General features: G+C 59.4%; 18 protein-coding genes and 1 pseudogene. 13 read left to right on the top strand and 6 right to left on the bottom strand.

The genetic code is table 11. From position 1 onward, the window contains the following. Window positions 1–33 precede the first annotated feature (33 nt). Complete coding sequence (locus O4G74_RS06030; protein ID WP_269401739.1) at window positions 34–609, top strand: type 1 glutamine amidotransferase domain-containing protein; 576 nt, start codon at window positions 34–36, stop codon at window positions 607–609. A gap of 57 nt (window positions 610–666) precedes the next feature. Here the strand turns inward: O4G74_RS06030 and O4G74_RS06025 are convergent, their stop codons facing one another. Continuing rightward, on the bottom strand, window positions 667–1,122 hold the full coding sequence (locus O4G74_RS06025) for an ion channel (protein WP_269401738.1): 456 nt from the start codon (window positions 1,120–1,122) through the stop codon (window positions 667–669). Window positions 1,123–1,240: 118 nt separating this feature from the next. Here O4G74_RS06025 and O4G74_RS06020 point away from each other — a divergent pair, with 118 nt between their 5' ends. Both O4G74_RS06020 and O4G74_RS06015 read left to right on the top strand, forming a co-directional pair. After that, window positions 1,241–1,537 (top strand): metalloregulator ArsR/SmtB family transcription factor, encoded by a 297-nt coding sequence (locus O4G74_RS06020; protein WP_269401737.1) that lies wholly within the window; start codon window positions 1,241–1,243, stop codon window positions 1,535–1,537. After that, window positions 1,534–2,238: an SdpI family protein gene (locus O4G74_RS06015; protein ID WP_269401736.1), complete on the top strand. Its 705-nt coding sequence runs from the start codon at window positions 1,534–1,536 to the stop codon at window positions 2,236–2,238. The genes O4G74_RS06020 and O4G74_RS06015 overlap by 4 nt, the downstream gene beginning before the upstream one ends. A gap of 69 nt (window positions 2,239–2,307) precedes the next feature. Here O4G74_RS06015 and O4G74_RS06010 read toward each other — a convergent pair whose 3' ends face one another. Beyond that, window positions 2,308–3,069 carry a VWA domain-containing protein gene (locus O4G74_RS06010; RefSeq protein WP_269401735.1) on the bottom strand — a complete coding sequence of 254 codons (762 nt, stop codon included), beginning with the start codon at window positions 3,067–3,069 and terminating at the stop codon, window positions 2,308–2,310. A gap of 210 nt (window positions 3,070–3,279) precedes the next feature. Here O4G74_RS06010 and O4G74_RS06005 point away from each other — a divergent pair, with 210 nt between their 5' ends. The 6 genes from O4G74_RS06005 to O4G74_RS05980 all read left to right on the top strand — a co-directional run bounded on the left by O4G74_RS06005 (window position 3,280) and on the right by O4G74_RS05980 (window position 6,915). Beyond that, window positions 3,280–3,531, top strand: coding sequence for a GlsB/YeaQ/YmgE family stress response membrane protein (locus O4G74_RS06005; protein WP_269401734.1), 252 nt, complete (start codon window positions 3,280–3,282; stop codon window positions 3,529–3,531). A gap of 144 nt (window positions 3,532–3,675) precedes the next feature. Continuing rightward, window positions 3,676–4,914, top strand: coding sequence for an argininosuccinate synthase (locus tag O4G74_RS06000; protein ID WP_269401733.1), 1,239 nt, complete (start codon window positions 3,676–3,678; stop codon window positions 4,912–4,914). A gap of 2 nt (window positions 4,915–4,916) precedes the next feature. Then, on the top strand, window positions 4,917–5,381 hold the full coding sequence (locus O4G74_RS05995; RefSeq protein WP_269401732.1) for a hypothetical protein: 465 nt from the start codon (window positions 4,917–4,919) through the stop codon (window positions 5,379–5,381). Window positions 5,382–5,554: 173 nt separating this feature from the next. Further along, window positions 5,555–5,683, top strand: coding sequence for a hypothetical protein (locus O4G74_RS05990; RefSeq protein ID WP_269401731.1), 129 nt, complete (start codon window positions 5,555–5,557; stop codon window positions 5,681–5,683). Between the two features lie 71 nt (window positions 5,684–5,754). After that, window positions 5,755–6,180: a DUF2147 domain-containing protein gene (locus tag O4G74_RS05985; RefSeq protein ID WP_269401730.1), complete on the top strand. Its 426-nt coding sequence runs from the start codon at window positions 5,755–5,757 to the stop codon at window positions 6,178–6,180. 240 nt (window positions 6,181–6,420) lie between these two features. Then, a complete protein-coding gene (locus O4G74_RS05980; RefSeq protein ID WP_269401729.1) occupies window positions 6,421–6,915 on the top strand; it encodes a GNAT family N-acetyltransferase in 495 nt (164 codons plus the stop codon). Between the two features lie 22 nt (window positions 6,916–6,937). Here O4G74_RS05980 and O4G74_RS05975 read toward each other — a convergent pair whose 3' ends face one another. Further along, complete coding sequence (locus O4G74_RS05975; protein WP_269401728.1) at window positions 6,938–7,546, bottom strand: GNAT family N-acetyltransferase; 609 nt, start codon at window positions 7,544–7,546, stop codon at window positions 6,938–6,940. A gap of 189 nt (window positions 7,547–7,735) precedes the next feature. Between O4G74_RS05975 and O4G74_RS05970 the strand changes: the two genes are divergently transcribed. Then, window positions 7,736–8,179 carry a hypothetical protein gene (locus tag O4G74_RS05970; RefSeq protein ID WP_269401727.1) on the top strand — a complete coding sequence of 148 codons (444 nt, stop codon included), beginning with the start codon at window positions 7,736–7,738 and terminating at the stop codon, window positions 8,177–8,179. A gap of 9 nt (window positions 8,180–8,188) precedes the next feature. Here O4G74_RS05970 and O4G74_RS05965 read toward each other — a convergent pair whose 3' ends face one another. Continuing rightward, window positions 8,189–8,818, bottom strand: coding sequence for a hypothetical protein (locus O4G74_RS05965; RefSeq protein WP_269401726.1), 630 nt, complete (start codon window positions 8,816–8,818; stop codon window positions 8,189–8,191). Window positions 8,819–9,075: 257 nt separating this feature from the next. Between O4G74_RS05965 and O4G74_RS05960 the strand changes: the two genes are divergently transcribed. Next, a complete protein-coding gene (locus tag O4G74_RS05960) occupies window positions 9,076–9,948 on the top strand; it encodes a pseudouridine synthase (protein ID WP_419715353.1) in 873 nt (290 codons plus the stop codon). Here O4G74_RS05960 and O4G74_RS16420 read toward each other — a convergent pair. Then, window positions 9,947–10,483 (bottom strand): annotated as a pseudogene (locus tag O4G74_RS16420) (DUF4349 domain-containing protein); the annotation flags it as partial. The gene O4G74_RS05960 and the pseudogene O4G74_RS16420 overlap by 2 nt on opposite strands. Window positions 10,484–10,829: 346 nt before the next feature. Then, window positions 10,830–12,377, bottom strand: coding sequence for an acyl-CoA carboxylase subunit beta (locus tag O4G74_RS05950; RefSeq protein WP_269401724.1), 1,548 nt, complete (start codon window positions 12,375–12,377; stop codon window positions 10,830–10,832). Window positions 12,378–12,472: 95 nt separating this feature from the next. Here O4G74_RS05950 and O4G74_RS05945 point away from each other — a divergent pair, with 95 nt between their 5' ends. After that, entirely contained in the window at window positions 12,473–13,336 is an 864-nt protein-coding gene (locus O4G74_RS05945; protein WP_269401723.1) for a hypothetical protein, read from the top strand. Window positions 13,337–13,485: 149 nt separating this feature from the next. Then, entirely contained in the window at window positions 13,486–13,788 is a 303-nt protein-coding gene (locus O4G74_RS05940; RefSeq protein WP_269401722.1) for an SCP2 sterol-binding domain-containing protein, read from the top strand. Window positions 13,789–13,857: the final 69 nt, after the last annotated feature.

The raw sequence follows: 13,857 nt of genomic DNA, 5'->3' as shown, positions 1-13,857 counted from the left end.
ATCAATAAGATTTGAAACTTCAGGAGATAGAATATGTCCAAGAGAGCAGAAGGAAAAACGGTTGCCATTCTCGCCGCTGACGGCTTCGAGGAAGTGGAACTGACCTCCCCGAAAGAAGCGCTCGAAAACGCAGGCGCAAGCACCGTTATCGTCTCGCTAGAGAGCGGGGAAATCCAGGCGAACCAGCACCGTGAAAAGGGTATCATGGTTGGCGTCGACAAGACGCTGGATGATGTGAAGGCCGACGACTTCGACGCCCTTCTCATCCCAGGTGGCCTGTTCAACCCGGACACGCTGCGTCAGAGCCAGAAAGTACTCGATTTCACGTCGAAATTCTTTGCGCAGGCCAAACCAGTCTTTTCGATCTGTCATGGCCCACAAGTGCTCATCTCTGCGGGTCTCGTCGAAGGCCGTGAAATGACCGGCTTTGCTGCGATCCAGCAGGATCTGAAAAATGCTGGCGCCGTCGTGCGCGACGACAAAGTCGTTGTCGACAAGGGCCTCGTGACGTCCCGCAACCCCGACGATCTTCCAGCGTTCAACGACAAGATCGTGGAAGAGCTTTGCGAAGGTAAGCACGAAGCTCAAAAGCAATCGGTCGAAGCGTAAACATCCCCTCGCATTTTGACCGGACTAAGCGCTCCCCATTCGGGGGGCGCTTTTTTTTTATTTCGCGGACTGCTGCCGGTCAGGATTCAGGCGCCAGTGATGGTCCATTACATCCTGCCAGATCGTGTAGATGAAGGTCGCCGACCAGGTGATCACCATGAAACCACCCAGCGCCTGCATCATTGCGACCATACGGATCGCGCCATCGGTCGACACTTGCGCATAGCCGAGCGTCGCAAAGTTGATCCCCGAAAAATAGATGAGATCATAGAAACTGCCATCGAAATCGCCGGTCAGTGAGCCCCACCAGCCTGCATCTACCATCACTTTATAGGCTGCGGCATAGGCGATGATCTCGATCGTGTGCACGGTAAGCAGACCGAGAAACGCTGTCAGGATGCCGCGATGCTTCTGCTCTCCAAGATGCGGCGTGAACAGGCGAATGAACAGAATGGCGAAATGGTGAAAAATCCCTAGCGCGGCCGCCAGGAGAAAGCCTGTGAAAAGCGCCATGTGCGGCCCCCTTTTCCGTCTGCAGTTCGCCTGCACCTGAGAAGGCAGAAGACTGGTGTCAACGAAGCGCACAAAGATTAGCTTGACCGCTAATTATAATTTTTGCTAATTAGCGCCAATGACAAATAACGTATTCAGCGCTTTGGGGCATCCCCTTCGTCGGCAGGTCATGGACCTGCTACGCAAGGGCCCGCGGACGTCGGGCGAACTTGCCGACATGTTCGACGCCAGCTGGCCAACGGTCAGCCGGCACCTGGCTGTGCTGAAGGATGCTGATCTCATCACCGCCGAAAGACACGGCACCAGCATCATCTACCGCGCCAATACAAGTGTGATTGAGGATGCCGCCGCGGCCCTGCTGGCGCTGATCGGCAAAGACAATGGCGACGACGACATGAAGGAGGCCGCAGAATGATCAAGACAGGTTTGATATGGTCGGGGCTGGCGATCGCCGCCATGCTGGGAAGTCTAGCCTGGGCCTGGAGCGCCCTTCCCGCTGGCGTGGACATCCCCGTTCACTGGGGACCGAACGGAGAGGCGGACGGCTTTGCCACCCGCGACAAGGCCTTGCTGATCCTCGCCATCCTGCCCGCAAGCGCGATCTTCACCTCAATTCTGCTCGCCGCTGCGCCTTATCTTGACCCGTTCAAGGCCAACCTCCGGCGCAGTCGGCAGGCCTATACGGCGATCTGGGCCAGCAGCATGGTGCTGCTCGCGGCACTGACGGCGGGCATCGCTCTGATGATGATCCGCGGCGCCAGTGGAGCCACTGATTCCAATGAGTTTGTCCGTTTCGTCATGGCCGGATGCGGCGTGCTCTTCGTCATTATCGGCAACTACCTGCCAAAGACCCGCAAATCCTTTTTCCTGGGTATCCGCACGCCGTGGACGCTGACCAGCGACTATACCTGGGAGAAGACCCACCGCCTCGTTGGCCCGCTCTATATCATCGCTGGCCTGATCGGAATCGTGATCGCCTTCACCATGTCCGGCATCTGGCTGGTCTTCAGTTTTGTCGGGACAGTTCTAGCTGTCAGCTTGTTCGGCGTCGCCTATTCCTGGTGGGTCAGGCGCAACGCCAATGACCGAAATGAAGGTGCCGACTACGTCGTCTGATCAACCAAGAAAGCCCTCGCTGGTTAAACGACCAGCGAGGGCTTGTTGAATGCGTTCAGGTCTAACCACCTAGTTGTCGCGGTCCTTCACTTCGGCCTCATTGGCGACGGCGCGGTCCTCGGCGTCGAATTCGACGCTTGGGGCAGCGCCGCTACCGTAAGAACGGGACTTGGCAGCAAGACGGTTCATCGATTCTTCCATCGTGCCCTTGCCGACCGCCATCGTCTGCGCAGCTGACACGCCGACAGCTTCGGCATCGACAAACTTGCCGAAGTCAGCGCCGAGAAACACGACTTCCCAGCCCTTTGCTTCAACCCGGTCGAGAGTGGCCCGCGCACCTTCCCGTGTGATCTCACGCGAAGAATTCTCTAGTCCGTCCGTCATGATCACGATGACAGCCTTTTCCGGATTGTCGCTTTCAGCGGTCGAAATGATACGCCCGATCGCATCGAAGAGCGGCGTCATCCCGCGCGGCGAAACCTCATCAGAGGTCACCGACTGCCAGTCCGCTGGCGCCACGCTTTCTCGCAGCACATCATACTGAAGCCCGTCCTGCGCATCGAAGACGGCCAGCGTGACCGACGTTTCAAGCGGCGCGGTCTCGCCCTCGTCTGCCTCACCGACTGCGGCGGCATAGGCGTTTACCGAGTTCAGCGCCTCATCCCATAGGTTCGACATAGACCCCGTCCGGTCGAGCAGGATGTAGGAATGAACCGCCTTCAGCGCGTCCGGCTCTGGCGGTGTATCTTCCGTAGGCGCTGGCCGGGCAGCGCACGCGGCAAATGCAAAACCTGCGACCAGGGCCGCGCTCAGGAACGCTTTTCTAAACATGGGATCATCTCCTCCAGTGACCTTGGACCCCACCCCGGAGTCCGGTGGACCAGAAGCTCGTCCCGAAATGCGGCCATGAAGGGGCGGCTTCGCGGTGATCAGGGGGTGATCTTCGGGCAGGCCGCCAGAAAGAATAAGTCCTGCAAATGCGGAACCCGCGCCGGTTGCAGCGTGTTCTTCGTGAACAACTGGAATGAAAGGATACGTAGAATGGATCCCGTAAGTATTATCATCTGGCTCATTATCGGTGCCATCGCAGGTTGGCTGGCCGGACAGGTCATGCGCGGCGCGGGCTTCGGCCTCGTTGGCAACATCATCGTCGGTATTCTGGGCGCTGTGCTCGGCGCCGTCATCTTCAGCGCGCTCGGTTTCGGCTTCAGCGGCTTTATCGGCGACATCATCGGCTCCTTCCTTGGCGCCTGCATCCTGCTCTTCCTCATCAGCCTCGTAAAACGGGCCTGATCACAGGCAGACACCACAAAAAGCAAAGCCCCGACCTGATTGCCGGGGCTTTTTTGTGGCATCCGTTCTATCCACTTGCTCCACGCACGCAGTTCAATATGTTGCGCGCCAAACCGACCCCCTGCCCCAATGGAGCAAACAGCCATGGCCACCACGCACGCGCCGAAGAAAGTCGTCCTCGCCTATTCTGGCGGCCTCGACACCTCGATCATCCTGAAATGGCTGCAGACCGAATTTGGCGCAGAGGTGGTGACCTTTACCGCAGACCTTGGCCAGGGCGAAGAGCTGGAGCCGGCCCGCGAAAAGGCCCTCAAACTTGGCATCAAGCCTGAAAACATCTTCATTGAGGACCTGCGCGAAGACTTCGTGCGTGACTATGTCTTCCCGATGTTCCGCGCCAATGCCGTCTATGAAGGCGTCTACCTGCTCGGCACCTCCATCGCGCGCCCGCTGATCGCCAAGCGCCAGATCGAGATCGCTGACCAGACCGGCGCCGACGCTGTCTGTCATGGCGCGACCGGCAAGGGCAATGACCAGGTCCGCTTCGAGCTTGGCTATTACGGGCTCAACCCGGACATCAAGGTGATCGCCCCATGGCGCGACTGGGACTTCAAGTCCCGGACCGACCTTATCGAATTCGCTGAACAGCACGACATTCCAATCGCCAAGGACAAGCGCGGCGAGGCCCCTTTCTCGGTCGACGCGAACCTGCTGCACACCTCGTCCGAAGGCAAGGCGCTTGAGGATCCGGCCATCGAGACGCCGGACTTTGTCTACCAGCGCACCGTCAGCCCGGAAGACGCGCCGGACCAGCCTGAATACATCACCGTCCAGTTCGAGAAGGGCGACCCCGTCGCCATCAATGGCGAAGCAATGAGCCCGGCGACGCTTCTCACCGCCCTCAACGAATATGGCCGCAAGCACGGCATTGGCCGCCTCGACCTTCTGGAGAACCGCTTTGTCGGCATGAAGTCGCGCGGCATGTATGAGACCCCGGGCGGCACCATCCTGCTGACGGCCCATCGCGGTATCGAACAGGCCTGCCTCGACAAGGGCTCGGCCCACCTCAAGGATGAGCTGATGCCGAAATACGCAGAGCTCATCTATAATGGCTTCTGGTGGAGCCCGGAGCGCGAAATGCTGCAGGCCGCCATCGACCATTCCCAGCGCTATGTCGAAGGCGAGGTCCGCCTCAAGCTCTACAAGGGCAATGTCATCCTCGTCGGCCGCTCATCGCCCTACTCGCTTTACAGCGAGAAGATCGTCACCTTTGAAGACGATCACGGCGCCTATGACCAGAAAGACGCCGAAGGCTTCATCAAGCTGAACGCGCTGCGCCTGCGCCTCCTGGCTGGCCGCGATAAAAAGGCCGGAAAGAATTAGGAATGCTGGAGTTTATCGAAGAACACTTCCAGACCATTCTTATATTCCTCATTGCCGTCGTCGCGCTCTACGTCGCGTATCAGCAGCATCTGACGAGCAGGAAGAAACTCAAGCTCGCCATGTTCGACAGGCGACTGGTGATCTACGACGCGCTCAAGGATTTCCTTGTGTCCTTCCAGCGGGACCTCACGATTGATTTTGAGCAGTTGCAGGAGATGCGGCGCCAACTCGCCGGGGCCGAATTCCTGTATGGCCAGAAGGTCGTCACGCTCAATCAGGAAATCATCGATTTTGCCGTCGAATATATAACCGTCCAGGACACGCTGAAAGAGGTCGAACACCTCTCCGATGATGAGCGCCGCCCTACCTTGCAAAGGGAAAAGGCCTTGACCCTTCGCCTCGTCGCAGCCCTCGACAGGGTGCACGAAGCCTACAAGCCTTACCTCCACTTCTCCCGCGTCAAATAGCGGCCGGGCCTTCTTTGGGCGCGACGGAAGTCGGGCAGTATGAAGCTCCGCTAGCGCAAGCACCTCCAGCACACGCATCGCCCCCGAGAATACGCAACTTTCCGTATAGCCCGCCCTGTGAGGCGGTCGCATTCTGCCGTGCAGTCAACAGCGCGGGGGGAGGCGCGAGATTCATGGACAAATTGACAGTCGATCCGCTGGCCATTGGCGCTCTCGCAGGCTTTGGCGCCCTTGTCGCCATCGTCCTCGGCATCACGATCTGGTTCATCCGCCAGTCGACGAAGAAGCCAGGTGAGCTTTAGGCCTAATCTACCAATCGACAATTCAATCTGAAAGCGCGCATAATCATCGCTCCCGACATCAGGAGCCCCTCATGCGTCTCATTCCAGCTTCTATCGCTTTCTTTGCCATGGCTTTGCCCGCCGCAGCAGAACCTGCAAACCACGACGTCTTCGGGACGTTCTACACTCAGGCTGGCACCTCACGCGTGACGATTGAGGATTGCGGTGATGGCAGCCCGTGCGGCCGTGTCAGCGCGGTCAATCCGGATACGTTGCAGCCTGGCACCAACCCTGAAGACTTGCGCACCAAGGCGGGAGATCCCGTCATTGGTCTCCTCATCCTTGAAGGCTTTGAGCAAAAGCGCAGCGACTGGCGCGGCGGCACGATCTATGACCCCGAAAACGACAAGACCTATGCGGCCCATATCAAACGCCTCGAAGATGGCGACCTTGAGCTGAAAGGCTGTGTCGGCCCAATCTGCCAGACACAGGTCTGGCCAGCGTATGCGGGCGATTGAGGCAAGACCAAAACCCTCCTGCGGCGTTTCAAACCCCACCCCGACCCTCCCCAGAGGGAGGGAGAAGGCCGCCTGCCCGTTTCGAACGAAACGCCCCTATAGAGTTGCTCAAATGAAACGCTACCGCCCGCACCCCCTCCCCGCGCGGCGGGGAGGGTCGGGGTGGGGCCCTTTGCGGCAAAAGCCTGTGGCCTAACATACACATTGACGCCCCCTGCCAAGCGGCGCATCTAGCCGTTCATGCAGATACGCCCCTTCCAGCCCGAAGACCTTGCCGCGCTCTATGCCATCAATCAGGCCGGCGTGCCGGGTGTCGGAAATGCAGAAACAGAAGACGACCTCGGCGCTCTGATCTCAATGGGCACCTGTCTCGTGGCGATCAGCGGTGACGGCACGCCGATTGGCTTCATCAACCTCGTCGCGCCCGGCACCGCCGCTTACGAAAGCGACAATCTGAGATGGATTGAGAACTGGATGACGCGCCAGCAGGTCATCGCCCATTATGTCGACCGGATCGCCATTGGCGAAACTGCGCGCGGAAGGGGCGTCGGCGAGGCGCTCTATCGCGCGGCATTCGAAGCCGCAAAACCGAACGCCTACCTTTGCTGTGAGGTAAATACCGACCCCACTAATCCGGGCTCACACCGTTTTCATCAGAGGCTGGGATTCAATCCGATTGGTGACCATCGCTATCGCGCCGACTATGCCGTCCGGTTTTACGCGCGCGATCTGTAAACAAGCGCCTGAAATGCGCGCCTCAGGCGGCGCTTTCAAAAAAATCGTCGCCCTCAAGCGCAATAAGAACGGCGTCCATCGCAGGGCTGATATGCTTCTCGCTGAGCTTTGAGAGGACCTCCTCCAGCACCATGCGGAACTGGATGGTTGAGCCATCGCTACCCATGCTCTTGGCGCCAATCGCACCCATAAGGGCGCGGCCCTTCTTGTTTTCCCAGAGCACGTCAGCGATGAGCTCCTCAAAACCGGCCTTGCTGGATTCAGCCGCGAGCAGGGCAATCAGAAGACGCGCCAGTCCCTTGCTGTGCCAGGCATCGAGCAAACCAATGGAGAAATCCCCGCGTTTATCTTCCTCGCTACTGCGCTGCGCGTGGACGGCGCCAATTATCGGCTTGTCGTCCTTGCTCTCATCAATAGCGGCCCAGGCGATATGCTTGTTGCCGTCTACATCCGACAGGCGGCGCACCACATGATCAGGCAGGGTCGCCGCGCCATTGAAGAAGCGCAGATAGCGCGAATGGCTCGATAGCTGGCTGATGGCGTGACGAAGGGCGCCCTCATCACCGGGTACCATCGGACGAAGGCGCACACGGTTGCCGTCCAGTGTCTCGATCAATATGTCTCGTGCCATTTGCTGCGCCTGCTCAATAAATTATGCTGCACCTGCGAAATAAGATGTCTGGTAGAACTTTCCAAGGCCTTTATGGCCGCACCTGCCATGCATTTCGGCACAGCAGCTGAACGCTATCAAAACGGCTCTGACTTGACGCGGTTCCCCCGAACGCAATGATCCACACGAAGACGTGACCAGGGGGATGGCATGGACGGTCCAGTAAAGCTCAGTTTTCTTATTGTCGTCGCGACCGGCGCGTTTGCGATCGCAATCCTCAGCTTTAGCGGTTCGGTCTGGCCTTATGCCGACGTCGGCAATGCGCGGGCGCATCTCGCTTTTGCCAATGCAGCAAGCTTTGTGACCTTTGTGTGCTGTCTTCTGGTTTTTGCGGGCGGCACCATTGCGAGTGCGCGCGTGCCTGCGTGGCATGCACGCGCAACCAACGTGTTGTCCGGGCTGATCTTCCTCACCGGTCTGTTTTTGGCCGGAATTCAGGTTACCGAAGCGATGAACGAGTGGTTCGATGCGGCGCCGCGTATGCCGGATTTCATGATCTCCATGACCCGCATCGGCTTGCTGCTCGCTCTGGCTTGGCTTCTCGGCTCTGCAATTCTCGCCGCTCGCTACGTCCTCAAAGGACGCAAAAAATGAGACAAGCGCCTAGCCGACGCACTCGTCGATGACGGCGCGGACAGCTTCATTTACGGGAAGGACCAGAAGTGGGTGCCCTTCTGCGGCGACGGCAAACCTCTCGGAATAGGAGATATCTTCAAGGCCTGGCTCACTAGACGCCAGCCTCGCCATGGCGATGGGCATCACATCGCCCGCATCGCGCCAATAACCGCTTGCATGCGCCTCGTTTGTGAAGACGCCAAGCCGCACGCGCGCTTCAGCCGTGACATCGATTGAGCGGGTCATGACGACCTTGCCTGCCTCGGGGTCGCAGCCCATTGTGAAGATCGCCTCTGACTCAGGCGGGCCGAACATCGCTTCATCGCCATTCATGAACCAGTCGCCATCTGTGAGATCGAGTTCTGAAAGGGCCTCGGCGGGGCGCAAATCGCTCGCGTCGACCCGCTCGACGCGAGCACCTTCGGCAGCTTCGTTTGCTTCAATCTCGCCGGAAGCGGCAGGATCTACAGGAGCGGTGCCGGCCCCAGTCGGGTCGGCTGATCGCTCTGGCGTCGTTTCGGGTTCGGCGCCTTCAGGGCTGCAGGCCGCCATCAAGGACAGCGCTGCCGCAATGATGATGCGCGAGAAGAAGCCTGATTTTGGCACGTTCGGTTTCATTGCGTATCCTTGTCTCTGGACCAGTTATCGTGACGGCTAACGTCCGTCTTCACGTTTTGATCCGCGTTCCCCACATGAGGCCAAGCTTGCGCCTGTCGGCTATCTTCATCGCTGGGCCCATCCGGTCGGAAACTATCTTTTCTGTGGGAAACTGAAGAAACACCACCACCACACCGTCACTGCACCGCCACTTTCATGGAAATTCGCCAGCCTTCCCACATCGCCAGACCCACCGAGGTCTGCTAGGCAGGGCCGCGATGTCCAGCACCTACTCTTATGACGGAAAAGAGCCTGTCAGGCTCAATAAATGGATGGCGAGCCTTGGCATCTGTTCACGGCGTGAGGCCGAAAGCCTGATTTCTCAAGGGTCTATCTCGGTCGAAGGCCAGAAAGTCACTGAGCCGGGCCACAAGATAGAGCCCGGCCAGACCATGACGCTGGCGGGCAAGGCCACCAAGGCGCTGGACGACCAGCTCACCGTCGTCCTGCACAAGCCTGTTGGCCATGTCTCAGCCCAGCCAGAAGGCGAGCAGATCCCCGCCATCCGGCTGGCGACGCAGGATAATCTCATCGGAAAAGCGCCAAAGATACCGGGCCGTAATCCGAACTTTGCCCCGCTCGGCCGGCTCGATATGGACTCGCGTGGGCTGCTCTTGCTCTCTGAAGACGGCGTCCTTGCCAAGGCCGTCATCGGCCCCTCATCAGCGCTTGAGAAAGAGTACCTCGTCACCGTTCAGGGCCAGGTCAACGAACCCGTCATCAACAAGCTGCGGCACGGCCTTTCGCTCGATGGCAGAAGGCTGAAAGCCGCCAAGGTGGAGCAGGTCTCTCCGGGCCGCTTGCGCTTTGTGTTGCGCGAGGGCCGCAACCGCCAAATACGGCGCATGTGCGAACTGGTTGGCCTTGTTGTTGTTGATCTTTTCCGCGTTCGGATTGGCCCGCTTGAGCTCGCATCCTTGCCAGAAGGCAAATGGCGCGCCCTTACGAGTGAAGAGCGCGCCGCATTGATCAAGGCTTCGGCGTTTTTGCCGGACGCTTCCGGCGGATCGACGGCCAGAAAAGCTTCAACCAGATCCAGAGGAAAATCCCGATCAGGACCAGCCAGGGCAGGCCAATCGCGAAAGCGGTGATGACGGCGGCTATGGCCTTGGAGAAATTATAGAAAAAGTCGTTGATAGCCTCGCCGAGCGGGTTCGATTGCGAGCTCGAGAAGGCCGGGACCTTTGTCTCATATCCAACATCCAGCGACGACATGGAGACCCGCAGACGCAGCGCGCGAAGCTGGGCTTCGGTCGACTCGATCTCGCCGATCACCCGCGCAAGCTCACGCTCGATCTGCAAGAGGTCACCCAGTGAGCCGTCACGACGCTCCAGCAGCCCTTCGAGCCGCGTTCTCAGCGTCCGCTGGGCATCAAGGCGGCTACCGGTGTCGATGATCGAGCGGGTGAGGTCTTCGGCACGTGTCGAGCGCGAGGTAATCTCGCCGTCGGCAGCCTCGGTCTGGTCTTCGATATTGCCCAGAAACCCGTCAATCCAGTCCGGCGTTGCCCGTATCGACACGTTGCCAGAGACATAGTCTTCATTCGAATTGTAGGTGTTCGAATTGACCACGATGCAGGAGTTTGTGCCGGCAGACTGGCAGGCTTCGACATGGCCTTGCAGCATCGGCTCGACAGCGCCTTTGGGCAGGCGCAGGCCGAGCGAATGGCTATAGGCGATATATTGCTGCGCGCCGGGTTCGACCTCTGGCGTGTCAGGCGTTGGCGCGGGCTCTGAATAGGCCGCGTCCCCAGCGCCTTTGCCAGCAACGGCATAGTCACTGGCCGACTCTTCCATCATCGGCGCGGCCTGGGGCCGGTCATACTCACTGCTACTGCTTTCACCCGAGCCGCCGCAACCGGCGACCAGGGCCATCGCGACGAGCGCCGGGCTGATTTTCCTGAACATGTGCATCCCTCCACTGAATGAAGAGACAGTGTGAGCGTCCGCGATCGGCAAAATTAAGGCGGGATCAGGGCCTTGGTCCGAACGTGGTCTTGCCTGGCTCCTGGCGGCGGCGCGCATGGTGAACGAAATCGACCAGAAGCGGCCGGGTCTCGCGCGGGTCGATAATCTCTTCTGCGAAGAAGGCCTCAGCGGTGCGGAACGGATCCTCCATCGCCTCGAATTTCTTGTAGAGCTCCGCCAGCAGCGCCTGTTTGTCGTCGGTCTCTGCCAGCTCTTTCCTGAAGGCTGCCTCGATGCCGCCCGCCATGGGCAGTGAGCCCCAATTGCCTGACGGCCAGCAATAGCGCCACTTGGCCTTGGTCGGGTTCATCATGGCCGAGCCTGCGAGCCCATACGCTTTGCGGATGACCACCGCGCAGACCGGCACTGTCGCCTGATAGACCGCCGCCATGGCGCGCACGCCCTTGCGCGTGACGCCTGCGGTCTCGTGGCGCACACCCACGGCAAAGCCAGCGCAATCAACAAAATGCACAACCGGCAGATGAAAGGTCGAGCAGAGGTCCATGTGGCGGATGACTTTCTCGCAGACATCCGCGGTCCACGCCCCATCGAGGAAGAACGGATTGCCCGCCATGATGCCGACCGGATGCCCGTCAATGCGGGCGAGCCCTGTGACGATGCCCCTGCCCCACTGGCTGCCGATCTCGAAGAAGCTGCCCTTGTCCACGGAAGCTTCGATGATCTTCTGCGGTTTGTAAGGCGTCTTGCCGTCTTCCGGCACGATGGAGATGAGGCTTTCCTCACGGCGGTCCGGATCATCAGTCGGCTCACTCACCGGCGGCAATTCATGGACTGAAGATGGCAGGTAGGAGAGGAAGCGTTTGGCCGCCTTGAAGGCATCAGCTTCGGTATCGACGACGTCATCGACCGTGCCGTTTTTGGCCTGAATCTCCCAGCCGCCCAGCTCCTCTTTCGAGACATCCTCGCCAATCGCGATCGCCACCGGCGGGCCGGCCACGAACACCTGTGAGAGCTCTTTTACCATCACTGAATAATGGCTCGCGCCGACGCGCCCCGCCCCAAGCCCTGCACAAGGCCCGAGCGCGAGCGAGACCATCGGGATTTCGCCCATGCCATCGACGATAAGCTCCCAGCTTGGGGTTTCGGGAATATAGGTGCGTGGATCTTTCAGGAACATCTTGATGGAGCCGCCGCCGCCCGTGCCGTCGATGAGCTGGACCAGCGGCATACGGTACTCGACCGCCTGTTTCAGCGCGATCACCGTCTTGCCCCGGATCGAAGCATCAGCGGCCCCGCCGCGGACGGTGAAATCGTCGCCAAGCACCATGGCGGGACGGCCATCAAGCTTGGCGCGGCCAACCACGGAATTGGACGCCATGAAGCTCTCCAGCTTCTCATCCTCATCATAGGTCGCGACGCCGGCAATCTTCCCGATCTCGTGGAAACTTCCCGGGTCGACCAGAAAGGACACACGTTCGCGGACGGTAAGCTTTCCCCGGCCGCGTTGCCGCGAAACCGGCTCTTCGCCGCCCATCTTTTCCGCCATGCGTTCCCGCCGGCGAAGCTCTTCTATCGACTTCTCCCAAGACATAGGTACAGCTAGACGATGTGCCCTAGAGTCAGGTCAAGAGCCGATGTAGAAATGGGCACTCGTACTGGCTCGAATTTTGCAATCAGGTGACCATGATGATGAGATCCTTGCTTCGCAATTCGTTTCTTGGCGCAGCCTGTCTGTCGGCTGTCTCATTCATGGCCTCAGCGCAGGATGCCAGCACGGAGACCGGCCTTACCGGTCTCAAGTGCAATGCCCTCACAGGAACGGAACAGGTTCTCACCGAGAACAACGAGACCTATCTGATCTTTGGCGAGATCCATGGCACGCGCGAAGCCCCGCGCGCTTTCGGTGAAATCATCTGTGAGGCGGCGAAACAGGGCCCGATAGTCGTCGGCATTGAGCGTCCCGCCAATCTGACACGCGCCATGCAGACCTTTGTCGACAGCGATGGCAGCGATGACGCCCGCTTCAACCTGCTCCGGGGCTTCTTCGACGGGACCGATTGGGGCCTCTCAAGCCAAGCTTTCCTCGATCTCTTTGTCCGGATGCAGGAGTTGAAAGCGCACGGCGCTGACATTCGCATGATCGGTTTCACATCAACCCGAATTGTCGGCGAAGGCAGCCAGACACCTTATGAAAAGGCGCTCGCAGGCGAACTTCAGCGCGCCAGCGCGCGCAACCCCGACGCCCGCATTCTGGTACTTGTCGGCAATCTTCATGCCCGCCTCGAATCCTACCCCGAACTGGGAGACCGCCCGGGCTTCGACCCGATGGCGATGCATCTGCCTGAAGGCGAAGTGCTGAGCTTCAATATCGCCCATACCGGCGGCACAGCTCATATGTGCGGTGCTGAAGGCTGTGGCCCTCTGCCTGTCGATGACAAGTCGCGCCCGTATGAAGACGGCCTCATGCTGACCGACCGGGATTCCCGCTATAATGGCATTTGGAATATCGGCCCGATCACGGCCTCCCCACCCGTCGGCAAGCGGTATTAGAAACCGCTCTTTTCGGTGCACTCACGCCACTCAGAATTCGGCCGTATTGCGACAAGCATGACACACACGTCATTCTTTCGCCTTTGGCTCTTGCCATTGTCGTCCCGGCACGGCTTTATCCCCTCCGAGTCCAATTCGAGGAGGCTTTCATGGATCTCGCAACTCTCACTGCAAAAGCGAACGAAGCAGTGTCTGCTGGCGGCGATTTCACCAAAAAGGTGAAGTTCGACTTTGGCGATGCCGGCAAGCTGTTCATCGACGGCGCTAATGGCAATGCCGACAATTCCGACGGCGACGCAGACGCGACTGTGAAGGTCGACTGGGATGACTTCCAGAAGCTCGTTGCTGGTCAGCTCGACCCGACAATGGCATTCATGCAAGGCAAGCTGAAAGTCCTCGGCGACATGTCTGTCGCCATGCAGCTGCAAAGCCTGATGAAGAAGTTCAACTAGGCTTTTCCGGGCAGGCAGGCCAGCAAGGCTTGCCGCCGTATCGGTTCAAAAGGCGCTGTGCGGCTATCA

This window comes from Henriciella marina (assembly GCF_027213945.1).
GTDB classification, from domain to species: domain Bacteria; phylum Pseudomonadota; class Alphaproteobacteria; order Caulobacterales; family Hyphomonadaceae; genus Henriciella; species Henriciella marina_A.
Note: the sequence above shows the minus strand (reverse complement) of the source record. Positions and strands in the feature narration are given on the sequence as shown.

What these genes read in the sequence shown, in the direction of transcription:
- O4G74_RS06030 (WP_269401739.1), top strand. Translation starts at nt 34, where the DNA reads ATGTCCAAGAGAGCAGAAGGAAAAACGGTTGCCATTCTCGCCGCTGAC.
- O4G74_RS06025 (WP_269401738.1), bottom strand. Translation starts at nt 1,122, where the DNA reads ATGGCGCTTTTCACAGGCTTTCTCCTGGCGGCCGCGCTAGGGATTTTT.
- O4G74_RS06020 (WP_269401737.1), top strand. Translation starts at nt 1,241, where the DNA reads ATGACAAATAACGTATTCAGCGCTTTGGGGCATCCCCTTCGTCGGCAG.
- O4G74_RS06015 (WP_269401736.1), top strand. Translation starts at nt 1,534, where the DNA reads ATGATCAAGACAGGTTTGATATGGTCGGGGCTGGCGATCGCCGCCATG.
- O4G74_RS06010 (WP_269401735.1), bottom strand. Translation starts at nt 3,069, where the DNA reads ATGTTTAGAAAAGCGTTCCTGAGCGCGGCCCTGGTCGCAGGTTTTGCA.
- O4G74_RS06005 (WP_269401734.1), top strand. Translation starts at nt 3,280, where the DNA reads ATGGATCCCGTAAGTATTATCATCTGGCTCATTATCGGTGCCATCGCA.
- O4G74_RS06000 (WP_269401733.1), top strand. Translation starts at nt 3,676, where the DNA reads ATGGCCACCACGCACGCGCCGAAGAAAGTCGTCCTCGCCTATTCTGGC.
- O4G74_RS05995 (WP_269401732.1), top strand. Translation starts at nt 4,917, where the DNA reads ATGCTGGAGTTTATCGAAGAACACTTCCAGACCATTCTTATATTCCTC.
- O4G74_RS05990 (WP_269401731.1), top strand. Translation starts at nt 5,555, where the DNA reads ATGGACAAATTGACAGTCGATCCGCTGGCCATTGGCGCTCTCGCAGGC.
- O4G74_RS05985 (WP_269401730.1), top strand. Translation starts at nt 5,755, where the DNA reads ATGCGTCTCATTCCAGCTTCTATCGCTTTCTTTGCCATGGCTTTGCCC.
- O4G74_RS05980 (WP_269401729.1), top strand. Translation starts at nt 6,421, where the DNA reads ATGCAGATACGCCCCTTCCAGCCCGAAGACCTTGCCGCGCTCTATGCC.
- O4G74_RS05975 (WP_269401728.1), bottom strand. Translation starts at nt 7,546, where the DNA reads ATGGCACGAGACATATTGATCGAGACACTGGACGGCAACCGTGTGCGC.
- O4G74_RS05970 (WP_269401727.1), top strand. Translation starts at nt 7,736, where the DNA reads ATGGACGGTCCAGTAAAGCTCAGTTTTCTTATTGTCGTCGCGACCGGC.
- O4G74_RS05965 (WP_269401726.1), bottom strand. Translation starts at nt 8,818, where the DNA reads ATGAAACCGAACGTGCCAAAATCAGGCTTCTTCTCGCGCATCATCATT.
- O4G74_RS05960 (WP_419715353.1), top strand. Translation starts at nt 9,076, where the DNA reads ATGTCCAGCACCTACTCTTATGACGGAAAAGAGCCTGTCAGGCTCAAT.
- O4G74_RS05950 (WP_269401724.1), bottom strand. Translation starts at nt 12,377, where the DNA reads ATGTCTTGGGAGAAGTCGATAGAAGAGCTTCGCCGGCGGGAACGCATG.
- O4G74_RS05945 (WP_269401723.1), top strand. Translation starts at nt 12,473, where the DNA reads ATGATGAGATCCTTGCTTCGCAATTCGTTTCTTGGCGCAGCCTGTCTG.
- O4G74_RS05940 (WP_269401722.1), top strand. Translation starts at nt 13,486, where the DNA reads ATGGATCTCGCAACTCTCACTGCAAAAGCGAACGAAGCAGTGTCTGCT.